Genomic DNA, 17,605 nt, shown 5'->3' with positions numbered 1-17,605 from the left:
GGCGCACATGTCTCTCGCCACCCCCAACTTTCTCTCGCCGGAATTGCCTAACGCTTCGTCAGCCTCTTTGTCGCAGCGGATGCAGGTGTAGTGCCAACAGCGATTGCGCGGATTCTGTCCTGACGCGTCTGTTCTGCCTGCGGCCGCCTGGTGGCCAAAGTGCTACAAGACCGTTAAGCCTCGATTAACCCTGTTTTTGCCGCCAAACCCAGGATTTGGCGAGTCTTTTAGCGGTTCCGGCCCCGGCCGTCCGCATGATTCTTTCATCACATACTCTTCTGGAACCGACCAGACAGCTCGCCAAAACCCTCGATCAGGGCTTCGGTGCCGTCGACTTCGCCTATCCGAGCCTTGACGTCACGCAGCCATGCCAGATTGGCCTCGCTGGGGTCCTCCCCCAAGGCCAGCTCGGCGTCCTTCAGCTCTCTAAGTAGTGAATGCCATTGCCGATGCAAGGCAACCAGCTGATGCCAGGTCGCAAGAACATCGTCCCGCGCCGCGCCCTCGCGCGCGCCCCATACCGCGGCGGTGGTGATTCCGTTTTCAACCCTTTGAAGAACTTGCGAAAATCCCCCCTTCGCGAGATCGCCTCGCATCTTCTCGGCCTGCTCCTCGGGGTCAGGCGAGTGGTGATGGTCGTTGGCGAAGGCGGCGATGACGCCCGCCCTGAGCTTGTGGGCCTCGGGATGGGCCAGCTCCAGGGCGGCGACCTCCTCGAGGTGGTCGTGCAGCAGCCAGGGGTGGTTGATCAGGCATTGCAGGATCAGGGCCTCCCGGCGGGAGATGGCGCTGCGCTGACCCTTCATGATCGGACTGGCCGCCAGCTGGGGGCTGGCTGCCTGGTAGGGGCCTGACGGTAGCGGAGTGGGGCCAGGCGGCCCGCGGCGCCCGCCACCGAAGCCTCCACCATATCCTTGGCCGCCGAATCGATTCGCCCCCCCGCCCCTCTGCTGGAAGGGACGGCCGCCACCGCCTTGGCCTTGGCGGAAATTGCCCCGGCCGCCGAAGCCGCCGCGCCCGCCTTCGGGAGCAAAGGTGCGCTGCAGCCGCTCGACGAACTCGTCGCGATAATAGCGCCGCACCACCTCGTCGCGGATGCCGTTGGTGAGCTCCTTGATGCGCGCCTCCAGCGCGGCGCGGCGCTCGGGCGTAGCAAAGTTGCCGCCTTCGAGCTCGCGCGACCAGATCATGTCGGCGAGCGGACGGGCCGCTCCAATCACTTCCTCAATCGCGGCGCGACCACCGGAGCGGGCGAGATCGTCGGGGTCCTGCCCCTCCGGCAGCAGCGCGAAGCGAAGGCTCTTGCCAGGCGCGAGGAAAGGCAGCGCGAGGTCCGCGGCACGATAGGCCGCCTTCTGGCCGGCGCGGTCGCCGTCGAAGCAGAGGATCGGCTCGTCCGCCATCTTCCAGAGCAGCGCGAGCTGGCTCTCGGTCAGCGCCGTGCCGAGCGGCGCGACGCTGCCTGCAAAACCCGCAGTGACCATGGCGATGACGTCGACATAGCCTTCGACCACGATCAGCGATGCGCCATCATGCGTCGCCTTGCGCGCGGTCTGGTGGTTGTAGAGGTTGTCGCCCTTGTGGAAGAGCGGCGTCTCCGGCGAGTTCAGGTATTTGGCCGGAACGTCCTTCTCCAGCGCGCGCCCGCCGAAGGCGATGACGCGGCCGCGCAGATCCGTGATCGGAAACATCACCCGATCGCGGAAGCGGTCGTAAGGCACGGGAATGTCGTCACCGCCGATCAACAGGCCGGTCTCGACCATGTCGTCGACGGAGATGCCGAGCTTGCCGAGGTGCTCCTTCAGCGCGAAGCGATCGGGCGAGGCATAGCCGAGGCGGAACTGCAATTGCGTCGCCGGCGAGATCGCGCGGTCGGCGAGATAGCCGCGAGCCTTGGCACCGACGCGCGAGGCCAGCGTCTCCGCGAAATAGGTCGCGGCGAGATCCATGACGTCATGCAGCGTGCGGCGCCGCTGCTCGTGCCGGGCCGCATCCGGCGTCACCGCGGGCAGCGCCAGGCCCGCCATGCCCGCGAGCCGCTCCACGGCCTCCGCGAACGGCAGGCCGTCGGTCTCCATCACGAAGCTGATGATGTCGCCGTGCTTGCCGGAGGAGAAGTCGTGGTAAAAACCCTTCTGGTCGTTGACGTAGAAGGACGGCGTCTTCTCCTGCTGGAACGGCGACAGCCCCTTCCACTCCCGCCCCGCCTTCTTCAGCTTGACGCGCTTACCCACGACTTCGGAGACCGAAAGCCGGGCACGAAGCTCGTCGAGGAACTGGGGCGTGAAGCGCATGGGGTGAGTCTAGCCGAGCGTTTGAGTCGGGCGAAGGATCAGGGATATAGGGACGACGGGCCTAAAAGTCAGGTTTGTGAGGATTATGCGCGCTGTTCACAGGCCCTCGATCCGTCACCCTGAGGTGCTCGCCTCTTCGGCGAGCCTCGAAGGGCGGCGGCCCGGCGGCATCCGGGCCGATTCATCCTTCGAGGCTCCCGGCGCGATGCCGGGCATCGCGCCACTCGCACCTCAGGATGACGGGTTGGGAAGCGGAAAAGCTTGAACCGCGCCCGGTTCCACGCTTCCATATCCCCATGTTCAGGACGTTTCGAGGCGGCCAGAGCGGGGGCTGGCGGGTGAACTCGATTGTAGCAGTGACGGGCGAGCCCCTGCCCTTCGTCCCTGCGTTGTCGGTGACCGACAGCGAGGCCGTGTCGTTGCCGCTGGTGCCCTCGCGCAATGCCTGGCGGCTGGTCGGCGTTGCCAGCAGCTTGCGCTACACCGAGCGGGCCGAGAAGCAACAGCTTGTCGCCGTGCAGGCCGGGCTCGGCCGTCCCGAGGCGACCTCCGCGGCGCTGATCCCGATCCGCAAGTCGCAGGCCTGGTGGGAGCTGACGCAGGAAGAGCGGCGCAAGATTTTCGAGGACAGATCGCACCATATCGCGAGCAGTCTTCGCTTCCTGCCCGCGATCGCGCGCCAGCTCTATCATTGCCGCGACCTCGGCGAGCCCTTCGATTTCCTCACCTGGTTCGAATTCGCCCCCGCGCATGCCTCGCTGTTCGAGGAGCTGGTTGCGATGCTCAGGCGGACCGAGGAGTGGAGCTACGTCGAGCGCGAGGTCGACATGCGCGCGGTGAAGGAAGTGCTGTCGGCTTAATGCTCGAGAAAGCGGCCGGACTCGATGCGCGGCAGATCGGTGACGGGCCAGTTATAGACGTAAGTCCAGGCCTTCTCCGTGGTGCCGTCGGGCAATGTCACCTCGACCAGCCGGCGCAGATATTCGGTCGGCTCGGGAAAGCCTTCGCCGCAGGCTTCGTACATGTCGAGCTCGCGCAGCAGCTCGTCAGGCACGCGCATCCGAAAGAGTTCGCCATGGACGAGATCGGAGGCCGCCTCCGACAGCAGCAATCCCGGATAATGCTTCACCAGAACGAGCCGGCCGCGGCAGGTCGCTTCACCCAGAAAATCCGCGTGTCCCGCCAGCAGCCGCGCCATCGGATGGTCGAAGCCGCGCATCAGGGTGCCGTAGACGAAGAGGCGATCGGAGGTCATGCTGTTCTAACGTTGCGACGTCGTTGCAATATCGATACTCCGTTTAGACACGTAATCGTTTCATAGGCAATCAGGATGGACCTGCATACGGCCGAGGCGACCGATCAACTGCTCGGCGAGGACGACATTCCGCCCGTGCATGAGGTGAATGCGGTGGGAACATCGCCGTTTCTGCTCACCTCGGATCATTACGGGCGGGTGCTGCCGCGCGCGCTCGGCGACCTCGGCGTCGCCGAGGCCGAGCTGACGCGGCACATCGCCTGGGACATCGGCATTGCCGGCGTCGCCGAGCGGCTCGCCGAGATGCTGGACGCGCATCTGATCGCGCAGCGCTATTCGCGGCTCGTGATCGACTGCAACCGCCCCGCCGGCGCCGTGAGCTCGATCCCCGTGATCTCAGAGGCCACCGCGATCCCGCGCAACGAGGGCATCTCGGACGAGGAGCGCGCGGCGCGGCGGCGCGAGATTTTCGAGCCCTATCATCACCGCATCGAAGCCGCGATCAACCGCCGCCTGCACGACGAGCGGCCGACCGTGCTGGTGTCGCTGCACAGTTTTACCCCTGTTTATGCCGGCGTCGCGCGGCCCTGGCACATCGGCGCCCTGTATAACCGCGACACCGTGCTGCCGCAGCTGCTGCTCAAACACTTACGTGCCGAAAGCGATCTCGTCGTCGGCGACAACGAGCCCTATGCGGTGAACGATCACACCGACTACACCATTCCCGTCCACGGCGAAGGCCGTGGCCTCGTCAACACGGGCATCGAGATCCGCCAGGATCTGATTGCCGATCAATCCGGCCAACAGCAATGGGCCGAGCGGCTGGCGCGGATTTTTGCCGAGATCGAGGTCGAATTGAGAGCAGCGTCGCTGGTCGATTAGGCGCCTCGCGTCGCTACGAATAGCGCGAGCGCGGCAAAGACGGCGGCGATGCCCCACAGCACCCAGGCGACACGGCCATCGCCGCGCGCGTCGAGCGTTGCTTCGGCCGGGTTGTCGGGATTGACGCTGACGCGGACGTTCGCGCCGTCCTTGTAGCGCGACAGGAGCTTGTCCAGCATCTTGTCGCGATCCGACGTCAATGCGGTCGCAACACGCGCGCATTCGTTGGTGTAGCTGACGTTCTGATAGCTGTAACTGTAAGTCACCCGCTTGCCGAACATCTCGTGGCCGCGACTTTCGCCGGGTTCGCTCGCCTCGTAATATTGCTCCATCGCGGACACTTTAATCGTGCCCGGCACTACCGGCCAGCGCTTGGCCAGCGAGGCCTGCCGCCGCACGGCAAGTCCCATCAGCGCGATAGCGAGCCCAAACGCTCCGAAGCCGACGACGAGGCCTGCAAGATCCGGCCGCCCGATATGGTGAGCGAGGAAGTCGTAGCTCTGCTTGAAACCGAACGCAGAGCCGAACACGATGACCAGCACGATCGCCGTGCCGGTACCGAGGCAGCCCCACAGGCCCTTGGGCAGATCGCGCTCGAGCACGGCCTGATCGGGATGGCGGGGATTGTAGTAGACGGTGACGATGCTGCCGGCGGGATATTTCGCCAGCTTCTCGGCGACTTGGAAATTACCGAGGTCCTCGCCGATCGAAATGCGGTTGCAGCGCAGCTTGCGGCCGCCGACCGCATACTCATACGTCACATTTGCAAAATTGCGTTTCTCGAGGCGATAGCCTTCCTCGCGGTCGTCGTCGGAGACCCTGACCTCGCGCACCTCCGCAACCGAGGTGACGACCTTGCCCGGCGCCTGCGGCCAGCTTCGCGCCTCGCGGGCCTGCCAGGTCTTGACGATGGCTGCGACCAGGAGAAGTCCAAGTGGCGCGAGCAGCATCGCATAGACGGACCAGGGCAAATCGGGCACGGCAAAAATCCTTCGTCAGCGGCAATGCCCGATTGGACGCATCGCCGCGGCGAGGGGTTCAACCCAAACCGGCCCGGAAGCGGTTATTTCGCCCGCGTCAGCGCCAGCCAGATGCCGCCGCCGATCATGAAGCCGCCGGAGATCCGCGACATCATCCGCGTGCGGCGCGCCGAGAAGAACTTTCGCGCGCGGCCGGCGGCGATGGCGTAGAGCGCATCCGTCATCACGGCGGTGACCATGAAGGTGGCGCCCAGCAGCGCGACTTGCGGAACGTGCGGTTGGTTCATGTCCATGAACTGCGGGATGAAGGCGCCGAAGAACACCAGCACCTTCGGGTTCGACAGCAGCACCAGAAAACCTTGCAGGAAGAAGCCGCCGCGCGGCGGCACCGGCGGCTCGTCGACATTGACGCCTTCGACCGGCGCCCAGATCAGCCTGATGCCGAGCCAGACCAGATAGGCGGCGCCGGCAAAGCGCACCCAGTCGAACCAGTAGCCCATGGTCGCCATCAGCGAGGTCAGGCCGACCGCGACGATGCCGATGACGATGGCAAGGCCGGCTTGCGCACCGGCAACGTTGGTCAGCGCGGCACGCGTGCCGTGGCGCAGGCCGTTGGCGATGACGAGGGTGACGATCGGCCCCGGCAGCAGCGCCAGCGCAATGCAGGCGGCGACGAAGGCGAAATAGGCTTGCATGGACATCATGGGAGGACTCGGCTGAGAGCGGTTTGGGATATTAATGCATGGCGGAGGCGGGAACGGAAGCCGGATGAGCGCAATCTCTCTGTCTCACCACCGGTGTCATACCCGCGAAGGCGGGTATCCAGTACGCCGCGGCCTTTCCGTATTCCCGAGTCCGCCGCGGAGGACTGGATCACCCGCTTTCGCGGGCGATGACAGCGGAGACGTAGGGAGATCGTGCGTCCCCTCACCTTCCATCCAATGCCGCCGTCGCCCATGTCCTCATCTCCGGCGTTTCCAGAAACAGCAGCGCCTCGCGTTGCACGGTGTTCGCATCGCCCGCGCCTTGGGCTACCGCGACGAGCAGGTCGCAGCGACGCGACAGCGCGATCCCGGCGGCGGCGTGGCGGGTGCCATCAGGCATGACGAGGCCATAATGCCTGATGCGGCCCTGCATGGCGCTCACCCTCACAATCGCGCCGGCTGCCACCGCCGCAAAGCGCGGGCTGATGAGGTCGATGTCGGCGACACGATCGACCTCGTCGTCATCGGCGACGCCCGTGTCGCAATTGCAGAAGCCGCGCTTGGCGCGGACGTAGAGCTCGGCACCCACGCAGACGCCGTCGCAGCGGAATGCCCGGCCCCCGGGCCATCCGTCTCGGGGAAACGGCCACGCGATCTCGCGCCAATGCGCCGATTCCTGCGCTGGCGGTGCAAGTTGATAGGCGCCGACGGCGGACGCACCGAACGCAATGGCCAGGCCTGCGATCATCGCCACGCGCCGCATCGTCAGCCCTTCGGCAGGCCGGCAACTGCGCGCGCGGGTCCCGTCAGCTCGAGGATGTGCAGGCCGGTATTGGCGCGGTCGACGATATAGATGTAGCCACGGTCGTCGGTCTCGACATTGTTGGTCTGGATCGCCACCTTGCAGCGTTCGCCGCCTTCGATGGGAATGCAGCGCTTGTCGGTCGCACTGGTGATCGACGGAATGAAGTAGCCGACTTCCTTCGGATGATAGGGATCGCGGATGTCGAGCGCGCGCACGCCGGCATTGAAGAAGGCGATGAAGGCCATCTTCTTGTAATAGACCGGCGCCATGCTCTCGTTGGAGGAATGCGAGCCGAACCGGCCGCCGCGCTGGCAGAACTGCCCGCTCGCCTCCGGCACGGTGTAGCTCGAGATCATCGTCGGCCGCGTCTCGGTGGTGACGTCGGCGAACCACACCATCTGCCGCGCCTCGCCGCATTCGTTGAGGATCGCCTCGTCCACGATCATGACGATGTCGCGGGTCTTGCCGTCCTTGTCCTCGGCGAATTCGGCGATGGGCATGTCGAGCATCGGGAACGTGGTGTGCGCGCCATTGAAGGCGGACATTGGCAGACGCGAAATCTCGGGATAGCGCAGATTGTCCGGCGTCGGCTCCTTCGCCCCGTTCAGGAGCTTGTCGCGGTCGACGATCTGCAAAATGCCGCCCTTGTTGGTGCCGTAACCGAAATAGACGCGGTTGCCATCGGGCCCGGTCGAGATCGGCCCGTGCAACTCGGTCGGCACCGCGCCGGTCGAACCGGGCTCCTGGCCCGGCAGACCAAAGTCGCGGATCTTCTGCGGATGCGCGGGATCGGAGAGATCATAGATCTGCGTCATGCGTCGCGTGCGCCAATCCGGCGCGCCCGAAACGAGATAGGCAATGCCGGTGTCGCATTCCCACCAGCTCTTGTGCGTGTCCTTCAACCCGCCAATGCGCGCGATGAGCACCGGACTGGCGGGGTCGGTGACGTTCCAGATCTCATGCGCCTCGCTGCCGAAGGTCCTGAGCATGTAGACCGCGTTGGGATCGCCCTTCGATAGCCCCTTGCCGTCGCAGATCCGCACCATCTGCGCGCCGCCGGATTCATACTTGCCCTCCTGCCCCGGCAGATGCCGCAGATATTTCGGGCGCGCGGGATCGGTGACGTCGACGATCGAGGTTCCGTTCGACTCGGCCTTACCCGTCATCGGGTTGACGGGAGCGGGCACGTCGTCGGTGCCGCCGTGATGGCCGATATAGGCGATCCAGCGATCGCCCTGGTGATGGATGGTCGGCTGATAGGCGCTGCGGGCCTGGAGGTCGCTGGTGCCGACGAGCTTCATGTTGGACGCTTCAGGCGGCGCGCCGACGGTTTGCTTCTGAGCCTCGGCCGCGGTGCTGCAAGCGAAAAGGACAAGGGCGGCAGCAAGTGAAACGCGACGGAACATGAAAGTTCTCCCGGAACCAATCTGCGTTGGCTGAGATGAAAGGCTAGCACGGCCGCTCGCGCGCGCCAAAGACACCATCTTGACATGCAACCATTTGGTTGCCTATTATCGTTGCCATGGATGAGGTCTTCAAAGCGCTCGCCGATGCATCACGACGCTCGCTCTTGGACCGGCTTCACGCCAGGAACGGGCAGACGCTCAACGAACTCTGCGAGGGCCTTGCGATGACGCGCCAGGCCGTGACCAAGCACCTTGCTGTTCTGGAGGAGGCCAACCTCGTCACGACCATCAGGCATGGCCGGGAAAAGCTGCACTACCTCAACCCGGTGCCGATCCATCAGATCGGCGAACGCTGGATCAAGAAATTCGAGCGCGGCAAGCTCGCCGCGCTCGGCGAGCTGAAACGCCAGTTGGAGAAGCGCGATGAGTAAGCCGGAATTCGTCTACGTGACCTATATCGAGACCACGCCGGAAAAGCTGTGGGAGGCGCTGACGTCAAGCGCGTTCACGCGCCAATACTGGTTCGACACCGAAGTCAGATCCGACTGGAAGGTCGGCTCGCCCTTTGCCCTCGTGATGGGCGGCAAGGTCACGGACACCGGCGAGATCCTCGAGGCCGATCGGCCGCGGCGGCTTTCCTACACGTTCAAGCACGAATTGATGGAGGAGATGCGGAACGAGGCTGCGACCAAAGTCGTCTTCACTTTGGCGCCCTACGGCAATCTCGTGAAGCTGACGGTGACGCACGAAGGCTTCACCACGGGCAGCAAGCTGCTCGACGGCATCTCCAAGGGCTGGCCCGCCATTCTCTCCGGGCTCAAGAGCCTGCTGGAAACCGGCAAGGCGCCGACGATCCCGCCCGCCGCGCTCGGCATCGAAGGATTTGCGTGATGAAGTTCGATCAATTCAAGCCGCTGACCCTCTACACCATCTACATCGCCTCCACGCCGGAGAAAGTATGGGAGGCGCTGACCTCGGCCGAGTTCAGCCGAAAGTATTTCTCCGGCTTTGCGGTGGAGATGGAGCCGAGGCTCGGCGGCACTTTCATCGTGCGCGCACCCGACGGCTCCGAGCATATCTCCGGCGAAGTGTTCGAATACGATCCGCCGAGGAAGCTCACAGTGAGCTGGAACGTCAATTGGCCGGGCCTCGTCGCAAAGCTCGGTACCACGCTCGTCACCTACGAGATCGAGCCAGCCGGCGAAGCCGTCCGCCTCACCATGAGCGAACGCCACGACCGCGAGCTCAGCGACGACATCCTTTCCGGCGGCCGCACCGGCTGGCCCGCGATCCTCTCTGGATTGAAGAGCCTGCTGGAGACAGGCAAGGCGCCCCAAATCAAGATGTCTCCGCCGGTGAAGATGCTGGAAGCATTGAAGGCGATGGGGATCAAGACGCCGTAGACGCTACAAAGCCAGCTGTCGTCCCGGACAAGCGCAGCGAAGCGAAGCGCCGATCCGGGACCCATAACCACAGGGAGAGGTTTGGCGAAGATTCGTCGTTCGGTACTTCTGCCAACTCCAATGGATAGATCACGCGGTATGGGTCCCGGCGTTCGCCGGGACGACATCGAGGTTACGGCACCGGCGCCACCAGCCGCCTGTAGAGATGCCAGGTCGCGTGCCCGAGCACCGGCAGCGTCACGATCAGCCCGAGAAAGTAGGGCAGCGCCGAGACGATGAGCAGCATCACGATCACGGCGGCCCACGAGATCATCGGCAGCGGGCTCGTCACCACCGCGCGCACGCTCGTCACCATCGCCGTGACAAAATCCACCTCGCGGTCGAGCAGCAGCGGAAACGACACCACGGTCAGCGAGAACAGGATCAGCGACAGCACGGCACCGACCGCGTTGCCGATGCCGAGGAACAGCAGGCCCTCATTCGTGGTCAGAACCACGGTCATGAATTCCTGAAGGCTGGAGAACGAGGCGTGCAGGCCGAGCAGCAGCGCGATCAGCAGCCGCACCTGGTACATCCAGACCACGAACACGAACAGCGTGACGAACGCCATCCAGCCGATCTCGCTGCGCGACCGCACGGCGGACCAGATCGCGCCGAAGGAGACCGGCTCGCCGCGCTCGCGGCGGCGGCTGACCTCGTAGAGGCCGATCGCCACGAACGGTCCGATCAGCGCGAAGCCTGCCGCCAGGGGATAGACGAGATAGACCATGCCGAAGGCGGTGAAGCACAGCATGATGGCGATGCCGCCGGCGGCATAGAGCGCGCCGAAGCAGAGACCGTAAAGTGGCAGCGCCTGGAAATCGCGCAGCCCCTCGACCAGCGCCTCGGCGATGTCGGTCGCCGCGACGGGACGCACCACCGGATCGACCTTGCCCGAGATGGACATCAGCATCCTCCGCAGATCGGCGCGATCTTTCGTCGCGCGCAGATTGAGCACGATATTAGCGTGGCCGCGCGCAGGCGCAACTTGATACCGGATGACGGAAGAGAGCGGCGCCAGCCCCCGGAGGTGTCAAGGCGGCGCCTCGAATTCTTTAGTCTTCTGTGCGATTTTCGAGCAGATTTCTATGGACTGAGCAGGCAATCGTCCGCAAGTTTTACCTTCGAACCAGCGCGCGTGACGATCAGGACGGACCGCCCAACAGATGAGCCTGCGTACCCGGTTACTGATCCTCGTCATCGCGGCCATGCTCGTGCCGGCGATCCTGGTCGGGCTGCGGTTCATGCAGAACCGGGCCAGCGAGATCGACGCGGCGCTGGCCAATCTGGCCGCATCCGCCGACGACATCGCGAGCGACTTAAGCGAGAAGATCCAGGGCACCGCCCAGCTTCATTACGGGCTGGCCCGTGCCCGCGACCTCGACACCCGCGACAAGGCAGCGTGCTCGGCGTTTCTGTCGGATGTCCGCGAGGAATATCCGCAGTTCACGGGTATCCTGACGATCGATCCCGACGGCCACCTGTTCTGCGACTCGCTGCGGACCAACCGCACGCTCGACCTGAACGACCGCGGCTATTTCAAAGAGGTCAAGGGCCTTCAAGGCGTCGTCGCGGTCGAACCGGTGTTCGGCCGCCTCACCGGACTCTCGGTGCTCCAGATCGCCTATCCCGTGCGATCAGAGACGGGCGCGCTGAAGTTCGTGCTGCTCGCGTCCTTCAACCTGAACAAATTCGCAGAATTTCACGACAAGCGACTGCTCGCCGAGAAGGATATCCTCTTCGTCGACGCCAAGGGCACGGTTGTCGTCGCCCCCAAGGGCGGCGGCTGGAGCGAGCCCGTCGGCGGATCCATTGCGGGCTCCGACCTGTTCCGCTTCGCGGTAGCGCCCGATGGCGAGCCGTTTCGGGAGGTCACTGACCGCCGGGGCCACACGCAGATCTGGGGGGTTGCCCGCTCGCCGTCGATCCGCAAGGCCGGCCTCTACATCCTGGTCGGCCGATCCAAGGACGGACTGGTCGCGGCGGCCAACCGCCGGCTTTACGAGGACATGGCGATTCTCGCGGTGGCCTCGCTGCTGCTCCTGGGCGGCTTATGGATCCTCACGACCGTGAGCATCGGGCGGCAGGTCGGGCGTCTCGCCGTCATGGCGAAAAGGCTCGGGCGCGGCGATCTCAACGCACGAATTCCAACGCCCCATCCACGCGGCGAACTCGGCGGATTGATGACCCTGCTCAACGCTACCGCCGAGTCGCTCGAGCAGCAACGCGCCGCCATCGCGGACCTCAGCCACAAGCTCAGCCAGTCCCAGAAGATGGAAGCCATGGGCCAGCTCACCGGTGGCGTGGCGCATGACTTCAACAATCTGTTGACCGTCATTCTCGGCAATTCGGAGCATCTTGCCGACAGGCTGGCGGGCAATAGCGAATTGCAGCGGATCGCCGGCGACATCGCGACCGCCGCCGAGCGCGGTTCTGACCTGACACGCAGCCTGCTCGCCTTCGCGCGCAAGCAGCCGCTCCGGCCGAGAGAGATCGACATCGCCGAAAAGATTCTCGGCATGGAGCAGCTGTTGCGCCGGACCCTGGGCGAGCACATCGAGTGCAGCTTCACGTTCGCGCCGGATCTGTGGCTGGCCAGCGTCGATCCCGGCCAATTGGCAACCGCCGTGCTCAACCTCGTGCTCAACGCGCGCGACGCGATGCCGGAAGGCGGCAAGCTGACGGTCGAGGTCCGCAACAGCTCGCTCGGTGAATCCGACCTCGACGTCAACGGCGAGCCGCGGCCCGGAGACTACGTCATGGTGGCTGTCAGGGATACCGGCAGCGGCATGAGCCCCGACGTGGCGAGCCGCGCTTTCGAGCCGTTCTTCACGACCAAGGAGGTCGGCAAAGGGACCGGCCTTGGCCTCAGCATGGTGTACGGGTTTGCACAACAATCCGGCGGACTCGTGCAAATGCAGTCCGAGCCGGGACAAGGCAGTGTCGTCAGGCTGTTCTTTCCCCGTCTCGCAACCCAGCCAAGCGAAGATCTGCCGCCCGCGGAGCAGATCGTCACACAAGCGGAACACGAGACCATTCTCCTCGTCGAAGACGACGACATGGTGCGCGCTTATGTCGAGAACGAGCTCAGGACGCTCGGCTACCGCGTCATCACGTCATCGAACGGGCCCGCAGCGCTGGAATTGCTGCACCAGAGCGGCGACGTCCGGTTGCTGCTCACCGACGTCGTGATGCCCGGCGGCATGTTCGGGCCGGAACTCGCAAGACAGGCAACGGCGCTGCAGCCCGATCTCAAGGTGCTCTTCACCTCGGGCTACAGCCAGGATCCGGTCAAGACGCCGGACGGGATCAACGCCCGCATTCTGACAAAGCCGTTCCGAAGGCAGCAGCTTGCCGCGATGCTGCGGTCGGCCCTGGCAGCGCCGTCGCGATAATTAGAAACGCGACGCGAGCAGAAGCGCCACTGCGAGATTGGCCGCGAACAGACCCGCGTCGATGACGAAGATCCGCAGCATCGGGCCCTTCAGCACCGGCCAGTACGCCACCCCGACCCGGCCGCCGCGCATCAGCACCGGAAGGTTGTAGGCGAACTGGCTGAGATGGCAGGCGGCAAAAAACAGGAACAGCACGAGCTGCGCCTCGACCGGCTGGAAGAAGGACGGACGTGCCGCCAAGAGGTAGAACGACAACAGCCCGATCGGCAGGTTCATTCCGCCCAGGAACGCAACGCTGGCCGCCAGGGTCGGCGCGATCGGATTGCTCCGCTCTTCCCGCGGCAGCAAGATCTTCAGCGTGTTGGTTTGCGCGATGCTGAACTGGACGAAGGCACCGACGAACCAGAGCGTGTTGAGGAGCAGGACGATATCCGAAAGACGCATGGTCATTTTCCGTAAAAGGCTTCGCTGCGCACGACGCGGCCGGCATCGTCGAAATCCATGAACTCGCTGGCGCGCGTGTCGCCGAGCTGCCACCATACGATCAGCCGCGCGATCGTATCGTCCCAGCTCCAGCTCAATATCTTGAGGTCGGCGCTTTCGATGTGACCATAGGCTTTCCGCCAGTAGGCGCGGATGTTCTCGGCACCGGTCACGACCGGAGACCCGGTCAGCGTCAACGCCAAAGGGCTGCGCATCTGCGCGTCCTCGGCAAAATGCGCGACGACCGCATCGATATCGACCTTGCGCCAGCTCGCGCACCATGCCGCGACAAAGGGTCCGGCGGCCGCGCGATTCATCGTCTGCCCGCCCATGACGCGGTCCTCCCCTCGCTCGTCGACGACGAGAATGGCAAAGCCAGGCTTTCATGTCAACTATGTTGACTTGAGACTCGTCAATTGTGGTCGGCGATCGCCTCCATGACGGCCATCCAAGCCGCTGCACCCGACGCCCCGGCGCGATCGAACGCCTTGCGCATGACGTTGCGTTCGTAATCGGATGCGCGGTGCTCGATGCGCTGCCCGGCAGCCGTCAGGCGCAGCAGCTTCGAGCGATGCTGCTCGGGCGAGCGCTTTGACACGACGAGCTTGCGCTCCAGCAGCAGATTGAGCGGCCGGTTCAGTGCCTGCTTGGAAATGCCGAGGACCTCGAGCAGCGAGCCGATCGCGATATCGGGCCGGCGCGCCACCACGTAGAGGATGCGGTGGTGCGGACGCGACAGGCCCTGTTTCGCAAGGTATTCGTCGGCTTCCAGCGTCATCCCGCGCCAGCCGTAATACATGAGCTCGAGCGCCGCATCGAGGTCGTGCAGCTGGTCGAGCGCGGCGCGGTGAAGTCCCGCGGCTTGAGATGCCTTTGCCATGGTCAGGAAGCTAACCTCTCGCGCGCAGCTCGCGCCGCAGCACCTTGCCCGTCGCCGTCATCGGCAGCGTCTCGGCGAATTCGACGAAACGCGGATATTCGTGCGCGGCGAGCTGGACCTTGACGAACTCCTGGATCTCGCGGGCGAGCGCGTCGGTGCCGGTAAAGTCGGGCCGCAGCACGATCCAGGCCTTGATCGATTCGGTGCGGATCGGATCGGGGATGCCGACCACCGCCGCCATCGCCACCGACGGATGCTTCATCAGCGTGTGCTCGATCTCGGAGGGACCGACGCGATAGCCGGCGGTGGTGATGACGTCGTCCTCGCGACTGACGTACCAGAAATAGCCGTCTTCGTCCTGCACGCCGAGATCGCCGGTCAGCAGAAACGCGCCGGCATATTTCTTCGCCGTCGCCTCCGGATTGCGCCAATATTCGAGCATGGTGACGGGGCATGGCTGGCGCACGCCGATGATGCCGCGCTGGCCGCGCGGCAATTCCTCGCCCTTGTCGTTGACGATGCGGACGTCGAAGCCCGGCGTCGCCTTGCCCATCGAACCCGGGCGGATCGGAAACAAATTGGAGTTGCTGCCGATCACGAGATTGCACTCGGTCTGGCCGAACACTTCATGCGCGTCGATGCCGAAGGTCTCGCGCACCCAGCCGAGCAGCTCGCCGCCGAGCGATTCCCCGCCGGTGAAGATGCTGCGCAGCTTGACGCCCGCGTGCTTCACGCCGGCCTGCCGCATCAGCTTGAGCGCGGTCGGCGGCAGGAAGACGTTGCGGACGCCGAGATCGGCCATCATCTGCATCGCTGCCTGCGGCTCGAACTTTCGCGCACGATGGCCGACCAGCGGGATGCCGTGATACCAGAACGCGAGCAGGCCGTTGACGAGGCCGCCGATCCACGCCCAATCCGCCGGCGTCCACATGAGATCGCCGGGCCGCGGCAGGAAGTTGTGACACATCTCGACGTTCGGCAGATGGCCGAGCACGACGCGATGCGCATGCAGCGCACCCTTCGGGTTACCTGTCGTGCCCGAGGTGTAGATGATCAGCGCGGGGTCATCCGCGGAGGTGTCGACGGTCGCGAAGTCCTCGGATGCGGCTTCGATCGCTGACCAGAACGGCTTTGCGCCGGCGTGGACGGCGCTGCTCGTGACATAGATGTCCTGCAAATAGGGCAACCGATCGCGGATCTTCGTGAGCTTCTCCCAGCCCGCCTCATCGGTGATGATGGCTCTCGCTTGCGAATTCGACAGACGGAATTCCAGCGCATCCTCGCCAAACAGCGCGAACAGCGGGATCGAGATCAGGCCGGAGCGGAACGCCGCCATATGCGCAATCGGCAGTTCCAGCGATTGCGACAGGAACACCGCGACACGGTCGCCACGCAAAAGGCCATCCGCCTTCAGCACATTGGCGAAGCGACGCGACATGTCCGCAACCTCGTCGAAAGAAGTGCGGCTGGTCGCGCCGTTGTCGTCGACATAGATCAGCGCGAGCCGGCCGGTGCCGTCAGCATGGCGATCACAGCACGCTTCCGCAATGTTGAAGCGCGCGGGAATGTCCCAGCGGAAGTTGCGGACGAGTTCGTCGTAGGTCTTGGCTTCGGTCAGCATGGCTTGGCGTTTCCCAGCAACTCCGTCATGGCCGGGCTCGTCCCGGCCATCCACGTTCTTCTTGCTTGGTCAGTCAGTTTAAGGCCATGGATGCCCGGGACAAGCCCGGGCATGACGATGGAGGCTACCGCACCGTCGCAAAGAACTTCCTGACGTCACGCACGAACAGCTCCGGCTGCTCGAACGCGGCAAAGTGGCCGCCCTTCTCCATCTCGCTCCAATGGGTGATGTTGGGGAAGTTCGGCTCCATCCAGCGCCGCACCGGCGTGATGATCTCCTTGGGGAACGCGGCAACGCCGGTCGGCACCTTGACGACAGGCGTGGTGCGGCGCTTGCCGAAACTCTCCCAGTAGAGCCGCCCCGAGGAGGTCGCCGTCTCCGTCGCCCAATAGAGCATGACGTTGTCGAGCAGCTCGTCCTTGCTGAAGATGTTCTCGGGATGGCCGTTGCAATCGGTCCAGGCCCAGAATTTTTCCAGGATCCAGGCCGCCTGCCCGCTCGGCGAATCCGTAAGGCCATAGCCGAGCGTCTGCGGGCGCGTCGATTGCTGCTTGGAATAGCCGGAGTCGAGATCGACATAATGCTTGAGGCCGGCCAGCGCGCGCTTCTCTTCGGCCGTCGGCTCGCCCTCGATCCGCGGCGGCGAGTTGAAGGACAGCGTGATGTGGATGCCGGCGCAATGCGCCGGGTCCTGCGCGCCGAGCGATGTCGTCACCGCCGAGCCCCAGTCGCCGCCTTGCGCGCCGTAGCTGGTATAGCCGAGCCGCTCCATCAGCTTCGCCCAGGCCGCGGCGATGCGGTCGACGCCCCAGCCGATCTCTTTGGGTTTGGCCGAGAAGCCGAAGCCCGGCAGCGAGGGACAGACGACGTGGAACGCATCGGCGGAATTGCCGCCATGCGCGGCGGGGTCGACCAGCGGCGCGATCACCTTCTGGAATTCGACGATCGAGCCGGGCCAGCCATGGGTGATGATCAGCGGCAGCGCCGACGGCTCCTTGGAGCGCACGTGGATGAAGTGGATGTCGAGCCCGTCGATCTCGGTGGTGAACTGCGCGAAGCGGTTGAGCTTCGCCTCGTGGGCGCGCCAGTCGTAGTCGTTGGCCCAATAGGCGCAGATCTCCCGGATCCACTTCAGCGGCGCGCCCTGGCTCCAGTCGTCGACCAGCTCGGCCTCCGGCCAGCGCGTGCGAGCGAGGCGCGATTTGAGGTCAGTGAGGACGTCGTCGCTGATGGCGATGCGGAATGGTTTGACGGCGGTCATGTGCCTCCCTGTTTCCTTATGAGAGTAGACCGGACCGATGCCGCATCAAAGGTGCCCATCCTCCCCTGGAGGGCCCCTCCAGGGGAGGGTAAGAACGGCCTAGCTGTGGTCTGTCAGGAGGTTGTCCATCTGGTCTGAACCGAGGAAGCTGAGGTTGCGAAGCTTCAGTGTTCCAAGGAGAGACCAGATGAACGTCC

Annotated in this window: 18 protein-coding genes; 6 read left to right on the top strand and 12 right to left on the bottom strand. The window is 64.6% G+C overall.

What is annotated here, in order from left to right:
- Nucleotides 1-266 precede the first annotated feature (266 nt).
- Nucleotides 267-2,294, bottom strand: a complete 2,028-nt coding sequence (gene dnaG, locus XH84_RS20860) for a DNA primase (RefSeq protein ID WP_128920042.1) — start codon at nucleotides 2,292-2,294, stop codon at nucleotides 267-269.
- A 296-nt stretch (nucleotides 2,295-2,590) separates the two neighbouring features.
- Here dnaG and XH84_RS20855 point away from each other — a divergent pair, with 296 nt between their 5' ends.
- Nucleotides 2,591-3,154, top strand: a complete 564-nt coding sequence (locus XH84_RS20855; RefSeq protein ID WP_128920043.1) for a chlorite dismutase family protein — start codon at nucleotides 2,591-2,593, stop codon at nucleotides 3,152-3,154.
- Here XH84_RS20855 and XH84_RS20850 read toward each other — a convergent pair.
- A complete protein-coding gene (locus XH84_RS20850; protein ID WP_128920044.1) occupies nucleotides 3,151-3,549 on the bottom strand; it encodes a gamma-glutamylcyclotransferase family protein in 399 nt (132 codons plus the stop codon). The two genes, XH84_RS20855 and XH84_RS20850, sit on opposite strands and share 4 nt — an antisense overlap.
- Nucleotides 3,550-3,624: 75 nt before the next feature.
- Here XH84_RS20850 and XH84_RS20845 point away from each other — a divergent pair, with 75 nt between their 5' ends.
- Nucleotides 3,625-4,431, top strand: a complete 807-nt coding sequence (locus XH84_RS20845) for an N-formylglutamate amidohydrolase (RefSeq protein WP_128920045.1) — start codon at nucleotides 3,625-3,627, stop codon at nucleotides 4,429-4,431.
- Here the strand turns inward: XH84_RS20845 and XH84_RS20840 are convergent.
- The 4 genes from XH84_RS20840 to XH84_RS20825 form a co-directional block, all read right to left on the bottom strand.
- Nucleotides 4,428-5,411 (bottom strand): DUF3592 domain-containing protein, encoded by a 984-nt coding sequence (locus tag XH84_RS20840; RefSeq protein WP_128920046.1) that lies wholly within the window; start codon nucleotides 5,409-5,411, stop codon nucleotides 4,428-4,430. The two genes, XH84_RS20845 and XH84_RS20840, sit on opposite strands and share 4 nt — an antisense overlap.
- 83 nt (nucleotides 5,412-5,494) lie before the next feature.
- Nucleotides 5,495-6,115: a LysE family translocator gene (locus XH84_RS20835; protein WP_181769618.1), complete on the bottom strand. Its 621-nt coding sequence runs from the start codon at nucleotides 6,113-6,115 to the stop codon at nucleotides 5,495-5,497.
- A 223-nt stretch (nucleotides 6,116-6,338) separates the two neighbouring features.
- A complete protein-coding gene (locus XH84_RS20830; protein ID WP_430641930.1) occupies nucleotides 6,339-6,863 on the bottom strand; it encodes a hypothetical protein in 525 nt (174 codons plus the stop codon).
- A gap of 17 nt (nucleotides 6,864-6,880) precedes the next feature.
- Nucleotides 6,881-8,326 (bottom strand): LVIVD repeat-containing protein, encoded by a 1,446-nt coding sequence (locus XH84_RS20825; protein WP_128920048.1) that lies wholly within the window; start codon nucleotides 8,324-8,326, stop codon nucleotides 6,881-6,883.
- A 116-nt stretch (nucleotides 8,327-8,442) separates the two neighbouring features.
- On the opposite strand from XH84_RS20825, the gene XH84_RS20820 reads away from it, so the two are divergent.
- The 3 genes from XH84_RS20820 to XH84_RS20810 are packed head-to-tail and all read left to right on the top strand — an operon-like array spanning nucleotide 8,443 to nucleotide 9,729.
- On the top strand, nucleotides 8,443-8,757 hold the full coding sequence (locus XH84_RS20820) for an ArsR/SmtB family transcription factor (RefSeq protein ID WP_128920049.1): 315 nt from the start codon (nucleotides 8,443-8,445) through the stop codon (nucleotides 8,755-8,757).
- The gene (locus XH84_RS20815) at nucleotides 8,750-9,217 is read left to right on the top strand and encodes an SRPBCC family protein (protein ID WP_128920050.1); all 468 of its coding nucleotides are present in this window, start codon (nucleotides 8,750-8,752) and stop codon (nucleotides 9,215-9,217) included. Before XH84_RS20820 ends, XH84_RS20815 begins: the two co-directional genes overlap by 8 nt.
- On the top strand, nucleotides 9,217-9,729 hold the full coding sequence (locus tag XH84_RS20810; protein ID WP_128920051.1) for an SRPBCC family protein: 513 nt from the start codon (nucleotides 9,217-9,219) through the stop codon (nucleotides 9,727-9,729). The genes XH84_RS20815 and XH84_RS20810 overlap by 1 nt, the downstream gene beginning before the upstream one ends.
- Before the next feature lie 172 nt (nucleotides 9,730-9,901).
- On the opposite strand, the gene XH84_RS20800 is transcribed toward XH84_RS20810, so the two are convergent.
- Nucleotides 9,902-10,675 (bottom strand): DUF2189 domain-containing protein, encoded by a 774-nt coding sequence (locus XH84_RS20800; protein ID WP_128920052.1) that lies wholly within the window; start codon nucleotides 10,673-10,675, stop codon nucleotides 9,902-9,904.
- A 259-nt stretch (nucleotides 10,676-10,934) separates the two neighbouring features.
- Between XH84_RS20800 and XH84_RS20795 the strand changes: the two genes are divergently transcribed.
- Entirely contained in the window at nucleotides 10,935-13,163 is a 2,229-nt protein-coding gene (locus XH84_RS20795) for an ATP-binding protein (protein ID WP_128920053.1), read from the top strand.
- Here the strand turns inward: XH84_RS20795 and XH84_RS20790 are convergent, their stop codons facing one another.
- The 5 genes from XH84_RS20790 to XH84_RS20770 form a co-directional block, all read right to left on the bottom strand.
- On the bottom strand, nucleotides 13,164-13,607 hold the full coding sequence (locus XH84_RS20790) for a hypothetical protein (RefSeq protein ID WP_128920054.1): 444 nt from the start codon (nucleotides 13,605-13,607) through the stop codon (nucleotides 13,164-13,166).
- Nucleotides 13,608-13,609: 2 nt separating this feature from the next.
- Nucleotides 13,610-13,978, bottom strand: coding sequence for a nuclear transport factor 2 family protein (locus XH84_RS20785; RefSeq protein ID WP_128920055.1), 369 nt, complete (start codon nucleotides 13,976-13,978; stop codon nucleotides 13,610-13,612).
- Nucleotides 13,979-14,058: 80 nt separating this feature from the next.
- The gene (locus XH84_RS20780; RefSeq protein ID WP_128920056.1) at nucleotides 14,059-14,526 is read right to left on the bottom strand and encodes a MarR family winged helix-turn-helix transcriptional regulator; all 468 of its coding nucleotides are present in this window, start codon (nucleotides 14,524-14,526) and stop codon (nucleotides 14,059-14,061) included.
- A gap of 10 nt (nucleotides 14,527-14,536) precedes the next feature.
- The gene (locus XH84_RS20775) at nucleotides 14,537-16,147 is read right to left on the bottom strand and encodes an acyl-CoA synthetase (protein ID WP_128920057.1); all 1,611 of its coding nucleotides are present in this window, start codon (nucleotides 16,145-16,147) and stop codon (nucleotides 14,537-14,539) included.
- A 124-nt stretch (nucleotides 16,148-16,271) separates the two neighbouring features.
- Nucleotides 16,272-17,408: an epoxide hydrolase family protein gene (locus XH84_RS20770; protein ID WP_128920058.1), complete on the bottom strand. Its 1,137-nt coding sequence runs from the start codon at nucleotides 17,406-17,408 to the stop codon at nucleotides 16,272-16,274.
- Between the last annotated feature and the right edge of the window lie 197 nt (nucleotides 17,409-17,605).

Origin of the sequence: Bradyrhizobium nanningense, assembly GCF_004114535.1 — a bacterium.
GTDB classification, from domain to species: Bacteria; Pseudomonadota; Alphaproteobacteria; order Rhizobiales; family Xanthobacteraceae; genus Bradyrhizobium; species Bradyrhizobium nanningense.
Note: the sequence above shows the minus strand (reverse complement) of the source record. Positions and strands in the feature narration are given on the sequence as shown.

What these genes read in the sequence shown, in the direction of transcription:
- XH84_RS20770 (WP_128920058.1), bottom strand. Translation starts at nt 17,408, where the DNA reads ATGACCGCCGTCAAACCATTCCGCATCGCCATCAGCGACGACGTCCTC.
- dnaG (WP_128920042.1), bottom strand. Translation starts at nt 2,294, where the DNA reads ATGCGCTTCACGCCCCAGTTCCTCGACGAGCTTCGTGCCCGGCTTTCG.
- XH84_RS20850 (WP_128920044.1), bottom strand. Translation starts at nt 3,549, where the DNA reads ATGACCTCCGATCGCCTCTTCGTCTACGGCACCCTGATGCGCGGCTTC.
- XH84_RS20830 (WP_430641930.1), bottom strand. Translation starts at nt 6,863, where the DNA reads ATGATCGCAGGCCTGGCCATTGCGTTCGGTGCGTCCGCCGTCGGCGCC.
- XH84_RS20790 (WP_128920054.1), bottom strand. Translation starts at nt 13,607, where the DNA reads ATGCGTCTTTCGGATATCGTCCTGCTCCTCAACACGCTCTGGTTCGTC.
- XH84_RS20785 (WP_128920055.1), bottom strand. Translation starts at nt 13,978, where the DNA reads ATGGGCGGGCAGACGATGAATCGCGCGGCCGCCGGACCCTTTGTCGCG.
- XH84_RS20815 (WP_128920050.1), top strand. Translation starts at nt 8,750, where the DNA reads ATGAGTAAGCCGGAATTCGTCTACGTGACCTATATCGAGACCACGCCG.
- XH84_RS20845 (WP_128920045.1), top strand. Translation starts at nt 3,625, where the DNA reads ATGGACCTGCATACGGCCGAGGCGACCGATCAACTGCTCGGCGAGGAC.
- XH84_RS20800 (WP_128920052.1), bottom strand. Translation starts at nt 10,675, where the DNA reads ATGTCCATCTCGGGCAAGGTCGATCCGGTGGTGCGTCCCGTCGCGGCG.
- XH84_RS20795 (WP_128920053.1), top strand. Translation starts at nt 10,935, where the DNA reads ATGAGCCTGCGTACCCGGTTACTGATCCTCGTCATCGCGGCCATGCTC.
- XH84_RS20775 (WP_128920057.1), bottom strand. Translation starts at nt 16,147, where the DNA reads ATGCTGACCGAAGCCAAGACCTACGACGAACTCGTCCGCAACTTCCGC.
- XH84_RS20780 (WP_128920056.1), bottom strand. Translation starts at nt 14,526, where the DNA reads ATGGCAAAGGCATCTCAAGCCGCGGGACTTCACCGCGCCGCGCTCGAC.
- XH84_RS20810 (WP_128920051.1), top strand. Translation starts at nt 9,217, where the DNA reads ATGAAGTTCGATCAATTCAAGCCGCTGACCCTCTACACCATCTACATC.
- XH84_RS20835 (WP_181769618.1), bottom strand. Translation starts at nt 6,115, where the DNA reads ATGATGTCCATGCAAGCCTATTTCGCCTTCGTCGCCGCCTGCATTGCG.
- XH84_RS20820 (WP_128920049.1), top strand. Translation starts at nt 8,443, where the DNA reads ATGGATGAGGTCTTCAAAGCGCTCGCCGATGCATCACGACGCTCGCTC.
- XH84_RS20855 (WP_128920043.1), top strand. Translation starts at nt 2,591, where the DNA reads ATGTTCAGGACGTTTCGAGGCGGCCAGAGCGGGGGCTGGCGGGTGAAC.
- XH84_RS20825 (WP_128920048.1), bottom strand. Translation starts at nt 8,326, where the DNA reads ATGTTCCGTCGCGTTTCACTTGCTGCCGCCCTTGTCCTTTTCGCTTGC.